Origin of the sequence: Crateriforma spongiae, from assembly GCF_012290005.1 — a bacterium.
Classification (GTDB): domain Bacteria; phylum Planctomycetota; class Planctomycetia; order Pirellulales; family Pirellulaceae; genus Crateriforma; species Crateriforma spongiae.
Window position 1 is genome coordinate 162,815 of sequence record NZ_JAAXMS010000006.1, and the last position, 15,183, is coordinate 177,997.

The window sequence follows — 15,183 nt, forward strand, 5'->3', positions numbered from 1 at the left end:
GATCGAAATGTGGGCCATGACCGTTGTGGGGCAAGATCGTGTCGCAAACCCGTTTTGCGATCACGACAACGGCAGAAAGCAACCGGCGTGCCGAAAGGTGTCGAAAGAAACAGCCGAATCAACGACCTGAGGCGAAAATCAATGAAAATCAACGCTTTCTTGGAATCGAATCGCCAAAGAACACGTTGAAGAATGCGGGTTGACCAGCGGTGATTGAACGCTGATCCGCCATCGCTGGATCGTGTCGAATCCGCCGGTCAGGCGATCACTTGTTCTCGGACGGCAGCGATTCATAGGCACGCCGAATCAGGTCGGCACCGTGCTGGCGTTCCAGACGTCGGATCGCGAAATGGGCACGGGCCAAGTCTTGGTAGTGATCGATGAAGTAACTGTTGATCAACGCACCACCAATGGCACCGATTACCGGCACCGCTTGTGCCGCGATCTTTTCACTGACCACCAAACCGAATCGTTTACCGATCTGGGAAATCAGCTTCACCAACGGCGGTGCGACCGATCCGCCCAAACCGTTCTTGGTGATGTACTGTGTGGCATCTTTGATCTGCTTGGCCATCGCGGCGCGAACGGCGAAGTAGCCGATTTCTGTTTGGTCATCAATGTCCGAGCCTTTGCCGGGATCCAGCGCGAAGACTTCCAAGCACGCCAGACGTGTTTCCAAGTCGCTTAAATCCTCACCTTCGCTGCGGGCGATGTCGGCGACACTGCGTAGGATCAGCACCGTCGACACGGGCAACTCCGCCGCCACGGTCGCGCCGCCCAAAACGCCACCCGCCGCACCGCTGATACCCGCCAAAAGTTTGTGGGTCCGCAGGCTGGGGCTGGATCCATCGCCATCGGATTGTCCCAGCGTCCGAACGGCAACGTCCAAAGCGGCTTTCAAGGAACGATCGATGGCGCGATAGAGCAAATCTTCGGTGACATCGGGCAACAACCTGATCGATGCGGTGATCGGCGTTCCCACCAATTCGGTCAAGCGATCGGCAATCCCGCGATGCTGCAACACATCTCGAGCCCACCGCAGTTCTTGTAAGGCGGGCTGGGGTAAATCGGTGGTGATGATTTCGTTTGTCACTTGGTTACAGTCATGAGTGGATGGAAACGATGGCTGCACGTCATGGAGAAGCCGTGCGTTCCGTGTTCCGGCCGAAAATCGCTAGCCGAAAGGCCGATCTTCGTACGTTTAGGCATTCGCCGGTTGCGAAGGAATCTTGGCTCGGGCGTGAACCCTTGGACGCGAAATGGAAGCAATTGGCATGCCATCTGCGTCGACACCTGGCACTGAACACCCCCACAGGCAACCGAAGTAAACAAACGACGAAGGACTCACCCGCCATGAGCGTCTTGCCCGACGACACATTGATTTCATCCGACGATCGACCGCTGCACATGCGATTGTACGGGGACCGATCCGCGGCGATGGTGCTGGTGGTCGTCCACGGTTTGGGGGAACACAGCGGGTGGTACCAGGAATTCGCAAAGCGATTCTCGAAGGGCTCATCTAGCGAAGAGAACCAGGGCAAGTCCTCAGCAAAGTGCGGCGTGCTTTTGTACGACCAGCGTGGCCATGGGAAGAGTCCCGGACGACGCGGCGACGCGGAATCACTTCAAAACCTGGTTGATGATGTTGCGGTGGCAATCGAAGCCGCCCGGCAACACTTTCCCAATGCACAACCGATTCTGGTGGGCCACAGCTTGGGCGGGCACCTGGTGCTGCGTCATTTGATCGAAAACGCTGCAGATGCGGATCATTCTTCTCCGGTGCAACGTGCTGTGGTGACCAACCCAATGATCTTGCCGGAAAACCCGCCGACCAAACCGCAAGCGTTCGCCGCCTGGGTGACGGCGAAATTGATCCCGCGTCTTCGATTCAGTGCTTCGATCGACGCGACGGAACTGACCCACGATGCCGACGTCTTACGCGAATTGGCGGATGACCCGTTGGTGCACGAACAGTTGTCGATCGGCATCGGAGGTGCATTGATGGCCAGCGGGCATGAACTGGTCGAAAACGCCGATCAAATATCCGCTGACTTGCTGGTGTTGACCGGCGGCGATGACACGCTGTGTGATCGCGAGTCGACACAACAATTGGTGGACCGCTGCGACACAGCCCGCCGAAAAGAATTCGCCGGGCTGAAACACAACTTGCTGTTGGAATCGGATCGCCAGCAAGTTTACGACACAATTGACGACTGGCTAATCGAGAAGACAAATTGAGCCGAAGGGATCAGCGATCAATGCGACCAGAGCCTATTTGGGCAAGTTGTCCAGGATCTTTTTGGGATCCAAGCGTTCGCGATAGTTTGGATCGCTGTGGGCGTAGACGATCTTGCCGTTCGCGTCGGTGATGTAGACCGCCGGAATGGGCAACGCGTGATGGTCAAAGCCCGACGCTTTTTCCAAATCGATTCCGTAGCCCTTGTACTTTTCCAAGGTTCCATCGTCGACTTGAAATGCCAACCCGAATGCTTTGGCGGCCGACACATCGGCGTCGCTGAAGACGGGGAAGGGGATCGAGTTTTTGGCGATGTTGTCTTTGCTGCTGGATTCATTGTCGGGACTGATGGCGACGATCTGCGCACCCGCTTCCTGAATCTTTGGATGTACCTTGATCAGTTCCGCAGTGTGCCGCGAACAAATCGGGCACCATCCGCCGCGGAAAAAGACAAGCACCGTTGGCTTGCCGTCGGCGATGTCACGCAGCGAAACGTCTTCACCTTTGATCGATGTGACTTCGACCTCCGGCAAATCCGCACCGACACCGATCGGGTCGGTCTGCTGGGCCGTCGGTGCGATACCGGCGGCGGGGGCGACCGATGTTCCCAGGACGCTGCCCAAGGAAGCGGCAGCGGTCATCAACAGCGCAAAAGGTTGGAATTTCATAAGGCTCGATTGGCGTTTCAGGGTTTGGTGATGCACCGGTACGGTGACGGGCGTCGACAATGGCAACGCAACGGATCAATGCCCGGATCTGGCCCGACGCCGACAGAAAAAAACGCACAAATGTGTGGTGCGGTTCCTGGGGCGAACAACCGTTCACGTCAACGGCCGTTCGGCTATACGATGCGGCTGGCCGGCGGATGCGACGCTGGTCTAGTCGGCTTTGTCGCCCGCCGCCAATTGGCTGCGTCGCAGCAGTTCGTCGTGGATGCGGCGTGAGTGTTTTCGAAACACCTGTTCATTGGCACGTTCGATCGCCGGCGTGTTGGTTCCGTCGGCGGGGATGTCATCCAGGGTGACGCCGAAGCCCGGCATCAGCACCCAATAGGTTGCCGAATCCGAATGGTCGACGCTGCCGTAAGCGAATTTGCCCTCGACAAAAAGGGTGCCCAGCCGGCTGGTTCGAAACGCTTCGAAATAGTCTTTGCCCGACGGAGCACCGCTGACGATTCCGTGTTGGCCGATCGCGCCACATTCGTGATAGACGATCTTCGATTGGGCGGCGACCGATTTCAAATAGGCACACGCCTTGGCGTCTTCCCGACAATTGGCAACGTGTTCGGGATGCGCCGGGGTTCCCTGGTGAAGGGATGAATTGGTCCAGTGCGCGATGAATTTCATTCGTTGCAGCACGTTTGCCTTGCCGGTCGTCAAACAGTGCTTCACCAGAATCGCCGGCTCGGTCAAAGATCCCCAGCACAAAACGTGAATGGGATCGGATGGGCTGACGTCGTCTTGTTGGGCACGGTTCAGCAAAGCGGCGACGGTGTCGTAGGAATCCAGCGACACATAGTCGTTTCTTGGATCAAACCGTTCGGCCGATTCCTTGATGCACGATTGTTGAAACGTGATATCGTCAGGATAGCCGTCCAGCGATTCATTCAAAGCGGCGACCTCGCTGCGATAGGCTTCGCCGAAGTACTGGTCGGCCCAGGCGGCTTGGTCCGGTGTTGTGGCGTGCTCGCCGCGGTGCGTGCTGGTCACCACGATGCCCAAGGTTTCAAACTCATTGGCCAACAACAGATAGCCCGCCATGGCGGACACGTCGTCGGGATCATTGATCGTGCCTTCCTTGTTGTTGCCGGCCAACGTCGGGTCGCTGATGTCCGAATAGATCCAAACCTTCGGCGTTTGAGCCGCCAAGTGGGATGCCGACACACAAACGGCGATCAGCAATAACGACACTCGAATCATCGTGGGACCAATGCAAGTGAAAGGCAAAAAAAGGGCCGGCCGACCAAGCCGACCGACCATCGCGAACGGGTGATTAGGCTTCACCCGTGCAGTGCAGTTTCTGATTGCCCGACGGCGACGCCAGCACATCGGCTCGCCTCGCCGTGAGCGGACGTCCGTGTTAGGCCAAATCCAAGTAGCGGTTGAAGATGTTTTCCATCAACTCTTGGCGGCCGCTGGCGTTGGCTTCGACCTCGCCCTTCTCCAGCATGATCTTTTCTAAGTCGGTGAAGGAAACCTGGCCGGCTTCGATCTTCTTGCCCAAGTCGCCGTCCCAGCTGGAATATCGCTGGTCGACCAATTTGCTAAGGCCGCCTTCGTCGATCATCTTCGCGGCGATCTTCAAACCGCGGGCGAACGCATCCATGCTGCCGATGTGGGCATAGAACAGATCGATCGGTTCAAAGCTTTCGCGACGAACCTTGGCGTCGAAGTTCACGCCACCGGGTGACAAGCCGTACTTCAGCAAGACCAGCATGATTTGCGTGGTCAGGTAATAGTTGGTCGCGAACTGGTCGGTGTCCCAGCCCAACAGCAGGTCGCCGGTGTTCGCGTCGATCGAACCCAACATGCCTTGCATGCCCGCGTATTCCAGTTCGTGCATCATTTCGTGACCGGCCAGCGTCGCGTGGTTGGTCTCGATGTTCAGCTTGAAATGATCGGTCAAGTCATACGCACGCAGGAAGTTCAGACAAGCCGCTGCATCGGAGTCATACTGGTGCTTGGTGGGCTCTTTCGGTTTGGGTTCGATCAGGAACTGGCCCTTGAAACCGATTTCTTTGGCGTAGTCGACCGCCATGTGGAAGAATCGGCCCAGGTGATCCAGTTCGCGTTTCATGTCCGTGTTGTAAAGGCATTGGTAGCCTTCGCGACCGCCCCAGAACACATAGTTTTCGCCACCCAGTTCGTTGGTGATCTCCAACGCTTTTTTGACTTGTGCCGCGGCGTAGGTGAAGACGTCGACATTGCACGTGGTTGCCGCACCGTGCATGAACCGCGGATTGCTGAACATGTTGGCGGTGCCCCACAGCAGCTTCACGCCGGTCGCGTCTTGCTGTTCCTTCAGGACTTTGGCGACCGCGTCGAAGTTGGCGTTCGTTTCCGCAAGATTGGCACCTTCGGGAGCAACGTCACGGTCGTGGAACGCGTAGAACGGGGCGTCCAGTTTTTCAAAGAACTCGAAAGCCACGCGAGCACGGTTGCATGCGTTTTCAACGCTTTCGGTTCCGTCGTCCCAAGGCCGGCACATCGTCGCGCCGCCGAACGGGTCCGCACCGGTGCCGCGGAAGGTGTGCCAGTACACGACGGTGAACCGCAGGTGTTCCTTCATCGTCTTGCCGGCAACCACTTCATCGGGGTTGTACCAGCGAAACGCCAGAGGGTTGTCCGACTGGGGACCTTCGTACTTGATCTTGCTGACTTCGGGGAATGCGGACACGGCGGGGTTCCTGTCGGTTGAGGGCGAAGTTATTTCACGTCACAGCAGAGCCGGCGATGATACCGGGACGCAGTCGGTCGATGGGGCCGTTCGGCGATCCATCCACCACTGAAGCCAAGTTTCTGCGGACATGGGCCCCTATTTTTGGCCACCCGGCTCCCAGGCTCCAGTAGACTTCACGCAAAGTGTCGTAGATATTTCACATCTTTCTGGGCGGCGTTTTCTGTCCCCGCCGTCGCCGGAAACACCTGTTTTCCCGATCCGGATCATCGATGACCCGCCGCGCCGTCGCATTGCTGGTTGAAACGTCCAATGGTTATTGCCGCGGTTTGCTGGACGGGATCAACCAGTACGCCAAGCACCAAACGGACTGGTCGATCTATCTGAGCGAACAGGAACGCGGGGCGATGCCGCCGGCATGGCTGGACACTTGGCAGGGCGATGGGATCGTCGCTCGAGTCGAAACCGATGCGATCGGACGTCGGCTTCGGCAGTTGAATTTGCCCATGGTGGACCTGAGTGCCGCGCGACATTTGCCGGGGGTGCCCTGGGCCGACACCGAAGACCGTGGGATCGCTGAACTGGCGGTGGAGCATTTCTTGGATCGCGGTTTTCGCAACCTGGCATTCTGTGGCGACCCGGGCCTTCGCTGGTCCAACGCCCGGCGTGATTGGTTCTGTGAATTGGCGACACGCGCGGAATGTCGCTTCTTCGAACACCAGACGATGCATCGCTATGATCCGATGTACCGCTGGGATCGCGTTGCGTCGGGGCTGACCGATTGGCTAAAGAGTCTGCCGCGGCCGGTGGCGGTGATGGGATGCAACGATTTCTTGGCACATCAAGTCTTGGATGCGTGTCGAACGCTGGGGATCAGCGTTCCCGAACAAGCCGCCGTGTTGGGGGTCGATAACGATCGTCTGATTTGCGAACTGAGCGATCCGGCGCTGTCCAGTGTCATCCCTGATACTCGCCGTACCGGTTACGAGGCGGCTGAAATGTTGGACCGAATGATGAACGGCCAAGTGGTCGACGCGGATCATCCCTTGATCACGCAACCGTTGGGGATTCGCATGCGGCAATCAACTGACACGATGGCGATCGATGATCAGGACGTGGTCAAGGCGCTCAGCTTCATCCGTCGGCATGCCTGTGAAAACATTCGCGTGGCCGACGTGTTGAAGCAAACTGAATTGTCGCGTCGGGCGCTGGAGCATCGATTTGTCAAATTGGTCGGTCGCACGCCGCATGACGAAATGACGCGGGTGCGAATGGACCGCGTGAAGGTTTTGCTGGCCGAAACGGACATCTCAATCCACGAAATCTCCAAGCGAACGGGTTTTGAGTATCCCGAGTACATGGCGGCAGCCTTCAAACGGGCGACCGGACGATCGCCGACGGAGTTCCGCCAGTTGGTGCAAAGCGACGCGGCGTCCTAAGACAAAACACACCCCGACACGGCTTTGTAAATTGTTTACAATGGGTCGGTGTGCCGAGCCGGGCGTTTTCGTCTTGGGGGTTCGGCACGACCTGCCCCACCCCTGATTCGCCTTTTTTGATCTCCATTCCCCACCCAGGCGTCCCACCATGTTGTTTCGATTGTCTTTAGCGTGCTGGATGTTCGGCGCGTTGTTGTTGTGCTGGTCGGCTTCGCCCTGCATGGGGCAATCTCAAGCGTTTCCGCACAAGATGCCCAGCACGAAACCGGATATTCCGCTAAGCACCGCTTCGCAGCGGTTGTTCGAGTATCCGGCACCGTTGCTGCAGGACAATCCGCTGTACACGCAATTCAAATACACGCCGCTGCAGGGCTTGGATTACCACGACGGCGATGGCACGGTGACACGTCGCGATCCGTCGCGTCCGATCCTGGCCGATGGCAAGTACCACATCTGGTACACCAAGCGAGACACCGTCGTTCCGCCGATCGGTGCGGCCAACGCGGAACAGGCGACCGATGAGATCCCGTCGACCGATTGGGACTTGTGCGAAATTTGGCACGCGACCAGCGTGGATGGTTTCACTTGGGAAGAACAAGCGGTCGCCGTGCCACGACCTCCCAAACCACAACCGGGATGGCGTAGCGTGGCAACGCCGGACATCCTGGTTTGGAAAGGCCGGTATTACCTTTACTATCAAGCGTTCATTGAACCGAGCGGATTGAAAGGCGATTGGTGTGCGGTATCGGTGTCGCACGCGGATTCACCCGATGGGCCTTGGACGCATACCTATCAGAACGTTGTGCCGACCGGTCCCAAAGGAACGTGGGACCAAGACGCGGTGCACGATCCGATGCCGATTGTTTATCGCGGCAAGATTCACATCTATTACAAGGCGGCGTTCAATAAGTGGCCCGATGAACGAAAAAGGTATGCGGTGGGTCATGGCTTGGTCACGTCGGACGATCCGCTGGGACCGTTTCAGCGTTGTCCGCTGAATCCCGTGCTGCACTCCGGGCACGAAACGACTTACTTTCCGTTCAAAGACGGTGTGGCGGCGCTCAGCATCAAAGACGGCAACGAACGCAGCACGATGCAGTGGTCGCCGGACGGCATCAACTTCGAAATCGCATCGGTCGTCGACATGCCGCCGGTCGCCTGTGCGCCGTTCACTCCCGACGCGTTCACTGACACCGATGACGGACGCGGCATCACGTGGGGGCTGTGCCATTTCATTAACGCTGGCACGGCGGGCAAACGCCATTCGATCCTGGCCCGGTTCGATTGCGACCTCAGCCTGGACGTCGACGATCCATGGATGCGTGGCAACAAGATTTGGTTCAAGCCGGAAGTCTATTTCAGCCAAGGGCTAAACAAGGCACAGCGACAACGGATCGAACAAGCCAACGCCGCAGCCGCCGCCTCATCAGCCCCGTCAACCGAATGACGTGTGTGTGGTCCTACTTGCCGGTCATGAAGCGGGTGATCAGGCGTGCGACCGCGTCGTCGGGTTGGCCCATTTGGTTGGCGATCGTGGAATGGTTGCGTCCGGGCACTTCGACGAAGCGGATGTGAGCGTGGCCGGCGGCTTTCATCGCGGCCACGAAGTAGCGATTCTCCGCCGATCGAGCGGGCAAGTCGTCGTCGCCGACGATGCACAAAAACGGCGGTGCTGAATCGTCGACGTGATAGGCCGGCGCGGCGGCGTCGATCACCGGACGTGAACGGTCGATCCCGCGTTCGGCCCTGACGGTCGAATGCGTGATCATCTGGCCGGACACCGGAACCACGCCCGCCAACAAATCGGTGCTGCAGCCATGTTTGGCCAACGCATCGGGGTGGACGCCGACCATCGCGGCCAGGTACCCGCCGGCGGAATGACCGGACACGTACACCTTGGATGGCTCGCCAACATACTCGCGGACTCGGCCGATGACGTGGGTCACCGCGGCGGCGGCATCGTCCAGATAGACCGGATAATGGACCTTGGGTGACAGCCGATAGTTGACCGACACCACGGCGAAGCCGTCACGGCAAAATCGTCGCGCCAAGTTCACGGCAATATCGCCGGCTTTGTCGCCGCTGCGGATCGAACCACCGTGGAACCAGACCAGCGTTGCGGTCGCCGCAGTATCGGTCGGCAGGTACCAGTCCAACTTGCATCGACGGCGCGCGTATGGATCGGTCGCATCGGGACGATACGATTCGTCTTGGATCAAACGGATCGAATCAAGCTCCGGTGCAACCACTTGTGGTTCCGCGAGGTGCGTGTCAAGCATCATCACGATGTCGCGATGAAACTTGGTTGACATCTGTCCCAGGTTATGTCCGGTCTGGGGAAGGATCGTCAGTGAGTGATCCACGTCCAGTGTGGTGAGGGCTTCTGCAAAGGCTTCATTGCCCGGCCTTAAAAAGTCTGTTTCGCCGACGGCCATCCAGATACCAACGCGGTCGCGGATTTCGTCGATGTTGCGACGCAGATTCGCCGCCGCCGAATCGTTGGCGTCTTCGCCTGGCATCCCCAAAGCCGCGCTCATCGTCGCCGCCGCACAAAACAGGTTCGGATATTTCATGGCAAACCGCAGGGACCCGCCGCCGCCCATGGACCAGCCGCACAGCGCGCGACCGTCACGGTTGGCGATCGTGCGAAAGGTTGTATCGATGTGAGGGATCAATTCTTGGATGATCCACGATTCGGTCATGACGGTGCCGTCGTCCCAGTCGCGATAGCCGCTGCGCTGGCCACCGTTGGGGAAAACATAGATCACGGGCTGGATGGCTTTGTCGGCAATCGCCTGTTTGACTGCCCATGCGAATTCACGGGACGACGATTCGCTGCCGCCGGCTCCGTGCAGGTAATACACGACCGGATAACGTTGGTTCGACGTTTCATAACCCGGCGGCAGGTAGACGCTGAACCCGATGTCGCGCCCCGATGCTTCGCTGTAAAGCGTGTGGTGCTGGCAGTCGTCGGCGATGTTGGTATCGACCCATTTCCACTGGGACGGGGGCGTGCGCTGGGCAAGAGATACTTGGGTCGCCAATGCACACAACATGACAACGGGCAAGCACAATATTTGGAGGTGGCATCGCATAGGTGGACTGTTCCCAGCACGAGTGGAAAAACGTGGATGGGGCACCGAGATGTCCATCATTGGGACGCCCACGATCCGATGGGCACAGTTTATCCGACCGCCGGACGTGTCATGGGCAATTGCGGGGGAAGCGTTTTGACGATGGCTACTGGGGCGATTCGCACAGTGGCACAATCGGACTGGTTGATTCCAACAGCGCCGCGATCGTCACGCGGCTGAACGCGGCCTCCGTTTCCGCGTATGCCTTGTCCAGTTCCGCATGTAACGGACACAACTCATGGTGCGTGGCCAGTCCCAGCGGACAACGACGGATTCGTTCGATCGGGTCGACGATGTTGATGACGTCCAGAATCGTCAATTGATCGGTCGGCCGAGTCAATTCGTAACCGCCACCAGGACCGGGCCGCGACCGGACCAAATCGTGAGCCACTAAGTCTTGCAGCACGCGGGTCAGATAACGCCGTGGCACCTTGGTCTGTTTCGCCAAGTTGTCTGCCGAAACTGGTGCCCCGCATCCGGCCATGCTGGCCACGGCACGCAAAGCGTATTCGGCAGTCTTGGAAATCATGATGGGCCGGCAATGCCGATGACGTTGGGGAAGTTCAGCGGATTCGTTTGTTTCCGCAGAATAGCTTTTCGACGCGGAATCATCCACACGCAGGAGAATCGGTGGCATCCTTCTGGCTACATGTCCATTTGTCACCGATCACCCACTGCGTGTGGGGCGGAAACACGGGCTGTTCGCCCCGTCTTGGCGTGCAACATCAACGGGTTGAACTTGGATCCCGTTGTGTCCGGACGGCTCGTGTTGCGGTGAAACAGGAATGTCAAGAATTCGTCCGATTGTCGGTGTGACACCAGTCGGTTGAATCGTCCTATCGGTGCCAAGCGGAGATCCGTTTGTTTCGGATCGCTGTTTGGAGCTTTCCCCCCGTGAAGGATTTCGAATTCATGTTGACAGGTCAGTCACGATTGACACGCAAGTCACGAATGAAACAGAAGACACGACGCCGACGTCTGATGGCCGAATCGCTGGAGTCTCGGCGATTACTGGCGGCCAGCATGGGATGGGATGGCCCCGGCCAGGGGGCAGCCGATCTGAGTTACTACATCGAGGGCACGGCACCGGGGTTGTCTTCGGAAGAAACGATCCAGGCATTGGAGACGGCGTTCGACGCCTGGGCTTCAGTCGCCGATATCACGTTCACGCCGACATCCACCGCGGGCCTTCGCGATTCGATTGATATCTCATTTGCTGCGATCGATGGATCCGGCGGCACGCTGGCTCAAGCCTACTTCCCGGATGACGTGAATCCACCACGCATTGCGGGCGACATTCAGTTCGACATCGCGGAGAACTGGGAAGTCGGAAATGAGCAAGGCAATGCCGCCTTCGATCTGGTCTGGGTCGCGGTCCATGAGATCGGACATTCGTTGGGACTGGAGCACTCGGATGATTTCGGCGCCGTGCTGTCCGAATCCGTTTCACCGGCTCAAGCGTTCACGGAACTGGGCGATTCGGACACCAACGAGATCTTGGAGCTGTATGCTCCGGCAGTGACCGAAACGCCGTCCGAAGATGACGTCACCGATCCCGATGTCGATGAAGACCCCGATGTCATCATCGACGATGGCGGTTTGATCGATCCGACGGACTCGGCCGATGACGGAACGGACGATGAGTCGGACGGGGATTCGGGAACCGACGACACGCCGACAAACGACGGCGAAGAGCAAGCTGACGGCGACGAAACCGATGGTGATGAAACCGATGGTGATGAAACCGATGGTGATGAGACCGATGGTGATGAGACCGATGGTGATGAGACTGACGGCGACGAAACCGACGGCACGGATCAAAGCGACACGCCGGACGACGGCAACACGGATGCGGGCGATGACATGGCAGATGACGACGACACGGACGCGGGCGATGTTCCCCCGACGCTAAGCGACGCGGCGATCAACCGTTTGACACGTATCAACACCGACACGCTGTTTGAAACTTATGACACCGACGGTGATGGTTTCTTGGCGGAAAGCGAAGTTCCCACGCGGTTGTGGACGCATCTGTTTGACGCACAGGCCGACACCGATGGCGACACGGTTCTATCGAGCGAAGAGATCAGCAGCTTGGTTGCGATGCTTCGCCAAAACCGCTTTGATACTCTGGACAGCGATGGCGACGGTACGCTGACCGAAGACGAATTGAGCCGCCGACAGTGGCGTCGATTGTCGGCCGCGGATGCCGATCTGGATGCCACGATCAGCTTTGACGAATTCGATCAATGGATGGATGATCGTGGATCCGAAGCGGGCGCGAAGTCTGAAAGATTCGGGTTCGGTTCCATGTTCACGCGAATGATTCTGGACACGATGTTGAACATGTTCCGTCAAGTTTTGTCGTTCGCGCTGCATCCATCCGGATTCAGGACCGGTTTCAGTTCGTTCTTTCGGATTTGATCCGGATCGCCTGGACGGCGTATGGCGGGATGGTGTGTTGAAACTCCGTCCCTGCCGCGATCTTTGACGCCACCGGCTTCACCGTCTCGGGCGACTCGAACGTATTGACGGCGTCTTTGGTGCCCGCCAGGGTGACCATCGATGCCGTTGATGCCATGGCTTGAACACCGCTGATTTCGATCTGGGCATCGACTTCAGCGGCCGTCGGATTGACCAGCTTCAGGATGATCTCGCCACCGTCGCGGTCGTACGTCGACGAAATGGAAACGTCCAGCGATCCAAGTTGAATCTGTTGCTTCAGGTCGCCGTTGATGAAACAGCGTAGGGTGTCGCCATTCATTTCGATCTTCAAGTCGTACCATTGGTCGGATTCGATGCCTCCGTCGACTTCGGCGATCGTGCTGCTTTGGTCACCGTCAAACGATTCAATGCCATGTTTTTGATTGTTCCAACCGCCGACGTTCCACCAGTAGCCGCCGTTGCCATTGGCGTCAGAAGCGAATCGAAGCAGGAATCCTTCTTTGCCGCCCGTTTTCCTGACACGCGCGGTGAAGACGATTTTTTCTCCGGAGAAGCTCTCGTGACTAATCGCCAACGCGGGAGTCGCTTGCAGGTCGGTTTGCCTGAGTCGACCGCCGGTGTAATCGAATTCTCCCGAACTTGATTTCCAATCCGCCAAGTCAAGCGGTCGGCCGTTGACCGCCGCTTCGGCCAATTCGATCGTCGTGTTCCATGTGCCGATTCCGACGTGACCGTCAAACAAGGGTTCCGGCGACTTGGCGACCACATCGATGCTGTTCGCAAGGTAGACATCGCCCTTGTTACGGCTGAACAACTGTTGGACGTAGTAGTTGGTCGTCCGCACGACGTTTCGATCGTCAAAATAGATCATGTCGGGACGCCATTGCATGTGTCCTTTGCGGCCGAACAGCGGCGCGTAACAGGTCATGTCAACCAGGTCGGCGTTGCGTTCGATGCCCGTCAAGAACGCGGCTTCGGACAACGCGCAATACAGCGTGTTCTTGCGATCGGTATCGTGCGCGGCGTATTCACCGACAAAGATCAGCGGTTTATCGCGGTCAAATGAATCGAACCGATTCACGTTGTCAAAGAACCAGCGTGGGCTCATGTAGTAATGTTCGTCGGAACTGTAGACTTTTTCTTTCGTCATCAAGTCGTAGATCGGAATGCCCGTGCCCAGTCCTGACGTGCCGATGATTTTGATCTCGGGATACGCCTTTCTTATTGCTTCGGCAAAGACCGGGAATCTTTGCCGCATGTCCGGCGTGTCGTGTTCTTCGTTGCCCAGGCAAACGAATTCCAAGCCGAACGTTTCGGGATGGCCCATTTCGGCACGCACCGATCCCCAAGTGCTATCGACCGGTCCATTGGCAAATTCAATCAGGTCCAACGCGTCCTGAACGTGAGGCCCCAATTCATCCATCGGTACAAACTCCGTGCACCGAAAACCACAGCCAACGCCGATGGGAACCACCGGCAACGGTGCCATGTCCAAGTCTTCGCACAGCTGGAAGTATTCAAAGTAGCCCAGGCCATACGTCTGGTGGTAACCCCAGAGGTTCCAGTTGGGTTTACGTTGTGCGACGTCACCCACACTGTCTTTCCAGCGGTACTGATTGTCCAAGCCCCAACCGTGAGTGATGCAGCCTCCGGGGAAACGCAAAAATTGGGGGTTCAAGTCACGCAATGCTTCGACCAAGTCTTTGCGCAGCCCATTCTTGCGACCGTTGAAGGTTTGCTGGGGGAACAGCGACACCATGTCCAGGTCAAGCGTGCTCGGGCCTTTGGTCGTGATCTGCAGTCGTGCGTCGTCTCGCGTTTCATTGGCGGTCAGCACGCCGTCCAGCTTTTGCCACGTGCTGCCCGGTTTGGGCAGTTCCACCTCTCCACATACATCGCCTTCGGGTGAAAGCAGACGTACGGTAAAAGGGGTGTCACCCCGCCAGTCGTCAACGCGAGCGTACAACGACACGTCGTACTTGGCGGACTGGTCGATCCGTATGCCGTCAAAGCCCAGGTTTTGAATTCCAAAAGTGCCCGGCTGGTCCGCAGTCACGCTGACATAATGCGTGTTGTTGGAATTCAGCGGCGATTCGTCTTGGACTTGCAGGGTCGCATCAACGAAGCGCTCGTGATTCTTGGGCGACGATGCGATTTGCCAAGCGTAAAGCGGATGAAATTCGGTACGTGGATGCGTGTCCTTCAGCGAAAAATATTCAAAAGACCGGTTTTGAATCAGCTCCGCGTAAAGCCCGCCGTCCGCGGCGTCATTGATGTCTTCGAAAAACAGACCATAAAGATGCGGACTGATTTCCACGGTGGGTTGGTCGGCATGAATGCGTACCTTGATCCGTGTTTGTGCCGATGCGATTCCAGCGATGCAACAGAGGATGCCTAGGAAGGCAACCATTCGGTTGCCGTGACGATGGAACGATCGAATCTTGGGAAGACAAAACATGACGCATCGACAACGTGAGTGGTGAGATCAACCTTGTGTGTCATCACGCTAGCACAGGCGGCATTGAACATTTGC

11 protein-coding genes are annotated in these 15,183 nt (G+C 57.7%); 4 read left to right on the top strand and 7 right to left on the bottom strand.

Annotation, left to right across the window (positions count from 1 at the left end; all coding sequences use genetic code 11):
* Window positions 1–265: 265 nt before the first annotated feature.
* On the bottom strand, window positions 266–1,093 hold the full coding sequence (locus HFP54_RS17105) for an EcsC family protein (protein WP_168566090.1): 828 nt from the start codon (window positions 1,091–1,093) through the stop codon (window positions 266–268).
* 260 nt (window positions 1,094–1,353) lie between these two features.
* Here HFP54_RS17105 and HFP54_RS17110 point away from each other — a divergent pair, with 260 nt between their 5' ends.
* Window positions 1,354–2,238, top strand: coding sequence for an alpha/beta hydrolase (locus tag HFP54_RS17110; protein ID WP_168566091.1), 885 nt, complete (start codon window positions 1,354–1,356; stop codon window positions 2,236–2,238).
* 33 nt (window positions 2,239–2,271) lie between these two features.
* Here the strand turns inward: HFP54_RS17110 and HFP54_RS17115 are convergent, their stop codons facing one another.
* From HFP54_RS17115 to xylA, 3 genes are all read right to left on the bottom strand, one after another.
* Window positions 2,272–2,904, bottom strand: a complete 633-nt coding sequence (locus tag HFP54_RS17115; protein ID WP_168566092.1) for a peroxiredoxin-like family protein — start codon at window positions 2,902–2,904, stop codon at window positions 2,272–2,274.
* 210 nt (window positions 2,905–3,114) lie between these two features.
* Window positions 3,115–4,155 (bottom strand): nucleoside hydrolase-like domain-containing protein, encoded by a 1,041-nt coding sequence (locus HFP54_RS17120; protein ID WP_168566093.1) that lies wholly within the window; start codon window positions 4,153–4,155, stop codon window positions 3,115–3,117.
* A 160-nt stretch (window positions 4,156–4,315) separates the two neighbouring features.
* Window positions 4,316–5,632 (bottom strand): xylose isomerase, encoded by a 1,317-nt coding sequence (gene xylA / locus HFP54_RS17125; RefSeq protein WP_168566094.1) that lies wholly within the window; start codon window positions 5,630–5,632, stop codon window positions 4,316–4,318.
* A gap of 272 nt (window positions 5,633–5,904) precedes the next feature.
* On the opposite strand from xylA, the gene HFP54_RS17130 reads away from it, so the two are divergent.
* The gene (locus tag HFP54_RS17130; RefSeq protein ID WP_168566095.1) at window positions 5,905–7,071 is read left to right on the top strand and encodes a XylR family transcriptional regulator; all 1,167 of its coding nucleotides are present in this window, start codon (window positions 5,905–5,907) and stop codon (window positions 7,069–7,071) included.
* A 178-nt stretch (window positions 7,072–7,249) separates the two neighbouring features.
* Complete coding sequence (locus HFP54_RS17135; RefSeq protein WP_168566293.1) at window positions 7,250–8,518, top strand: glycoside hydrolase family 117 protein; 1,269 nt, start codon at window positions 7,250–7,252, stop codon at window positions 8,516–8,518.
* Window positions 8,519–8,531: 13 nt separating this feature from the next.
* Here the strand turns inward: HFP54_RS17135 and HFP54_RS17140 are convergent, their stop codons facing one another.
* Together HFP54_RS17140 and HFP54_RS17145 are read right to left on the bottom strand one after the other, a co-directional pair.
* Window positions 8,532–10,127, bottom strand: a complete 1,596-nt coding sequence (locus HFP54_RS17140; RefSeq protein ID WP_206036273.1) for an alpha/beta hydrolase — start codon at window positions 10,125–10,127, stop codon at window positions 8,532–8,534.
* A 184-nt stretch (window positions 10,128–10,311) separates the two neighbouring features.
* Window positions 10,312–10,734, bottom strand: coding sequence for an RrF2 family transcriptional regulator (locus tag HFP54_RS17145; RefSeq protein ID WP_146414642.1), 423 nt, complete (start codon window positions 10,732–10,734; stop codon window positions 10,312–10,314).
* 365 nt (window positions 10,735–11,099) lie between these two features.
* On the opposite strand from HFP54_RS17145, the gene HFP54_RS17150 reads away from it, so the two are divergent.
* Entirely contained in the window at window positions 11,100–12,629 is a 1,530-nt protein-coding gene (locus HFP54_RS17150) for a matrixin family metalloprotease (protein ID WP_168566097.1), read from the top strand.
* Here HFP54_RS17150 and HFP54_RS17155 read toward each other — a convergent pair.
* Window positions 12,607–15,108: an alpha-L-arabinofuranosidase family protein gene (locus tag HFP54_RS17155; RefSeq protein WP_168566098.1), complete on the bottom strand. Its 2,502-nt coding sequence runs from the start codon at window positions 15,106–15,108 to the stop codon at window positions 12,607–12,609. The two genes, HFP54_RS17150 and HFP54_RS17155, sit on opposite strands and share 23 nt — an antisense overlap.
* Window positions 15,109–15,183 lie beyond the last annotated feature (75 nt).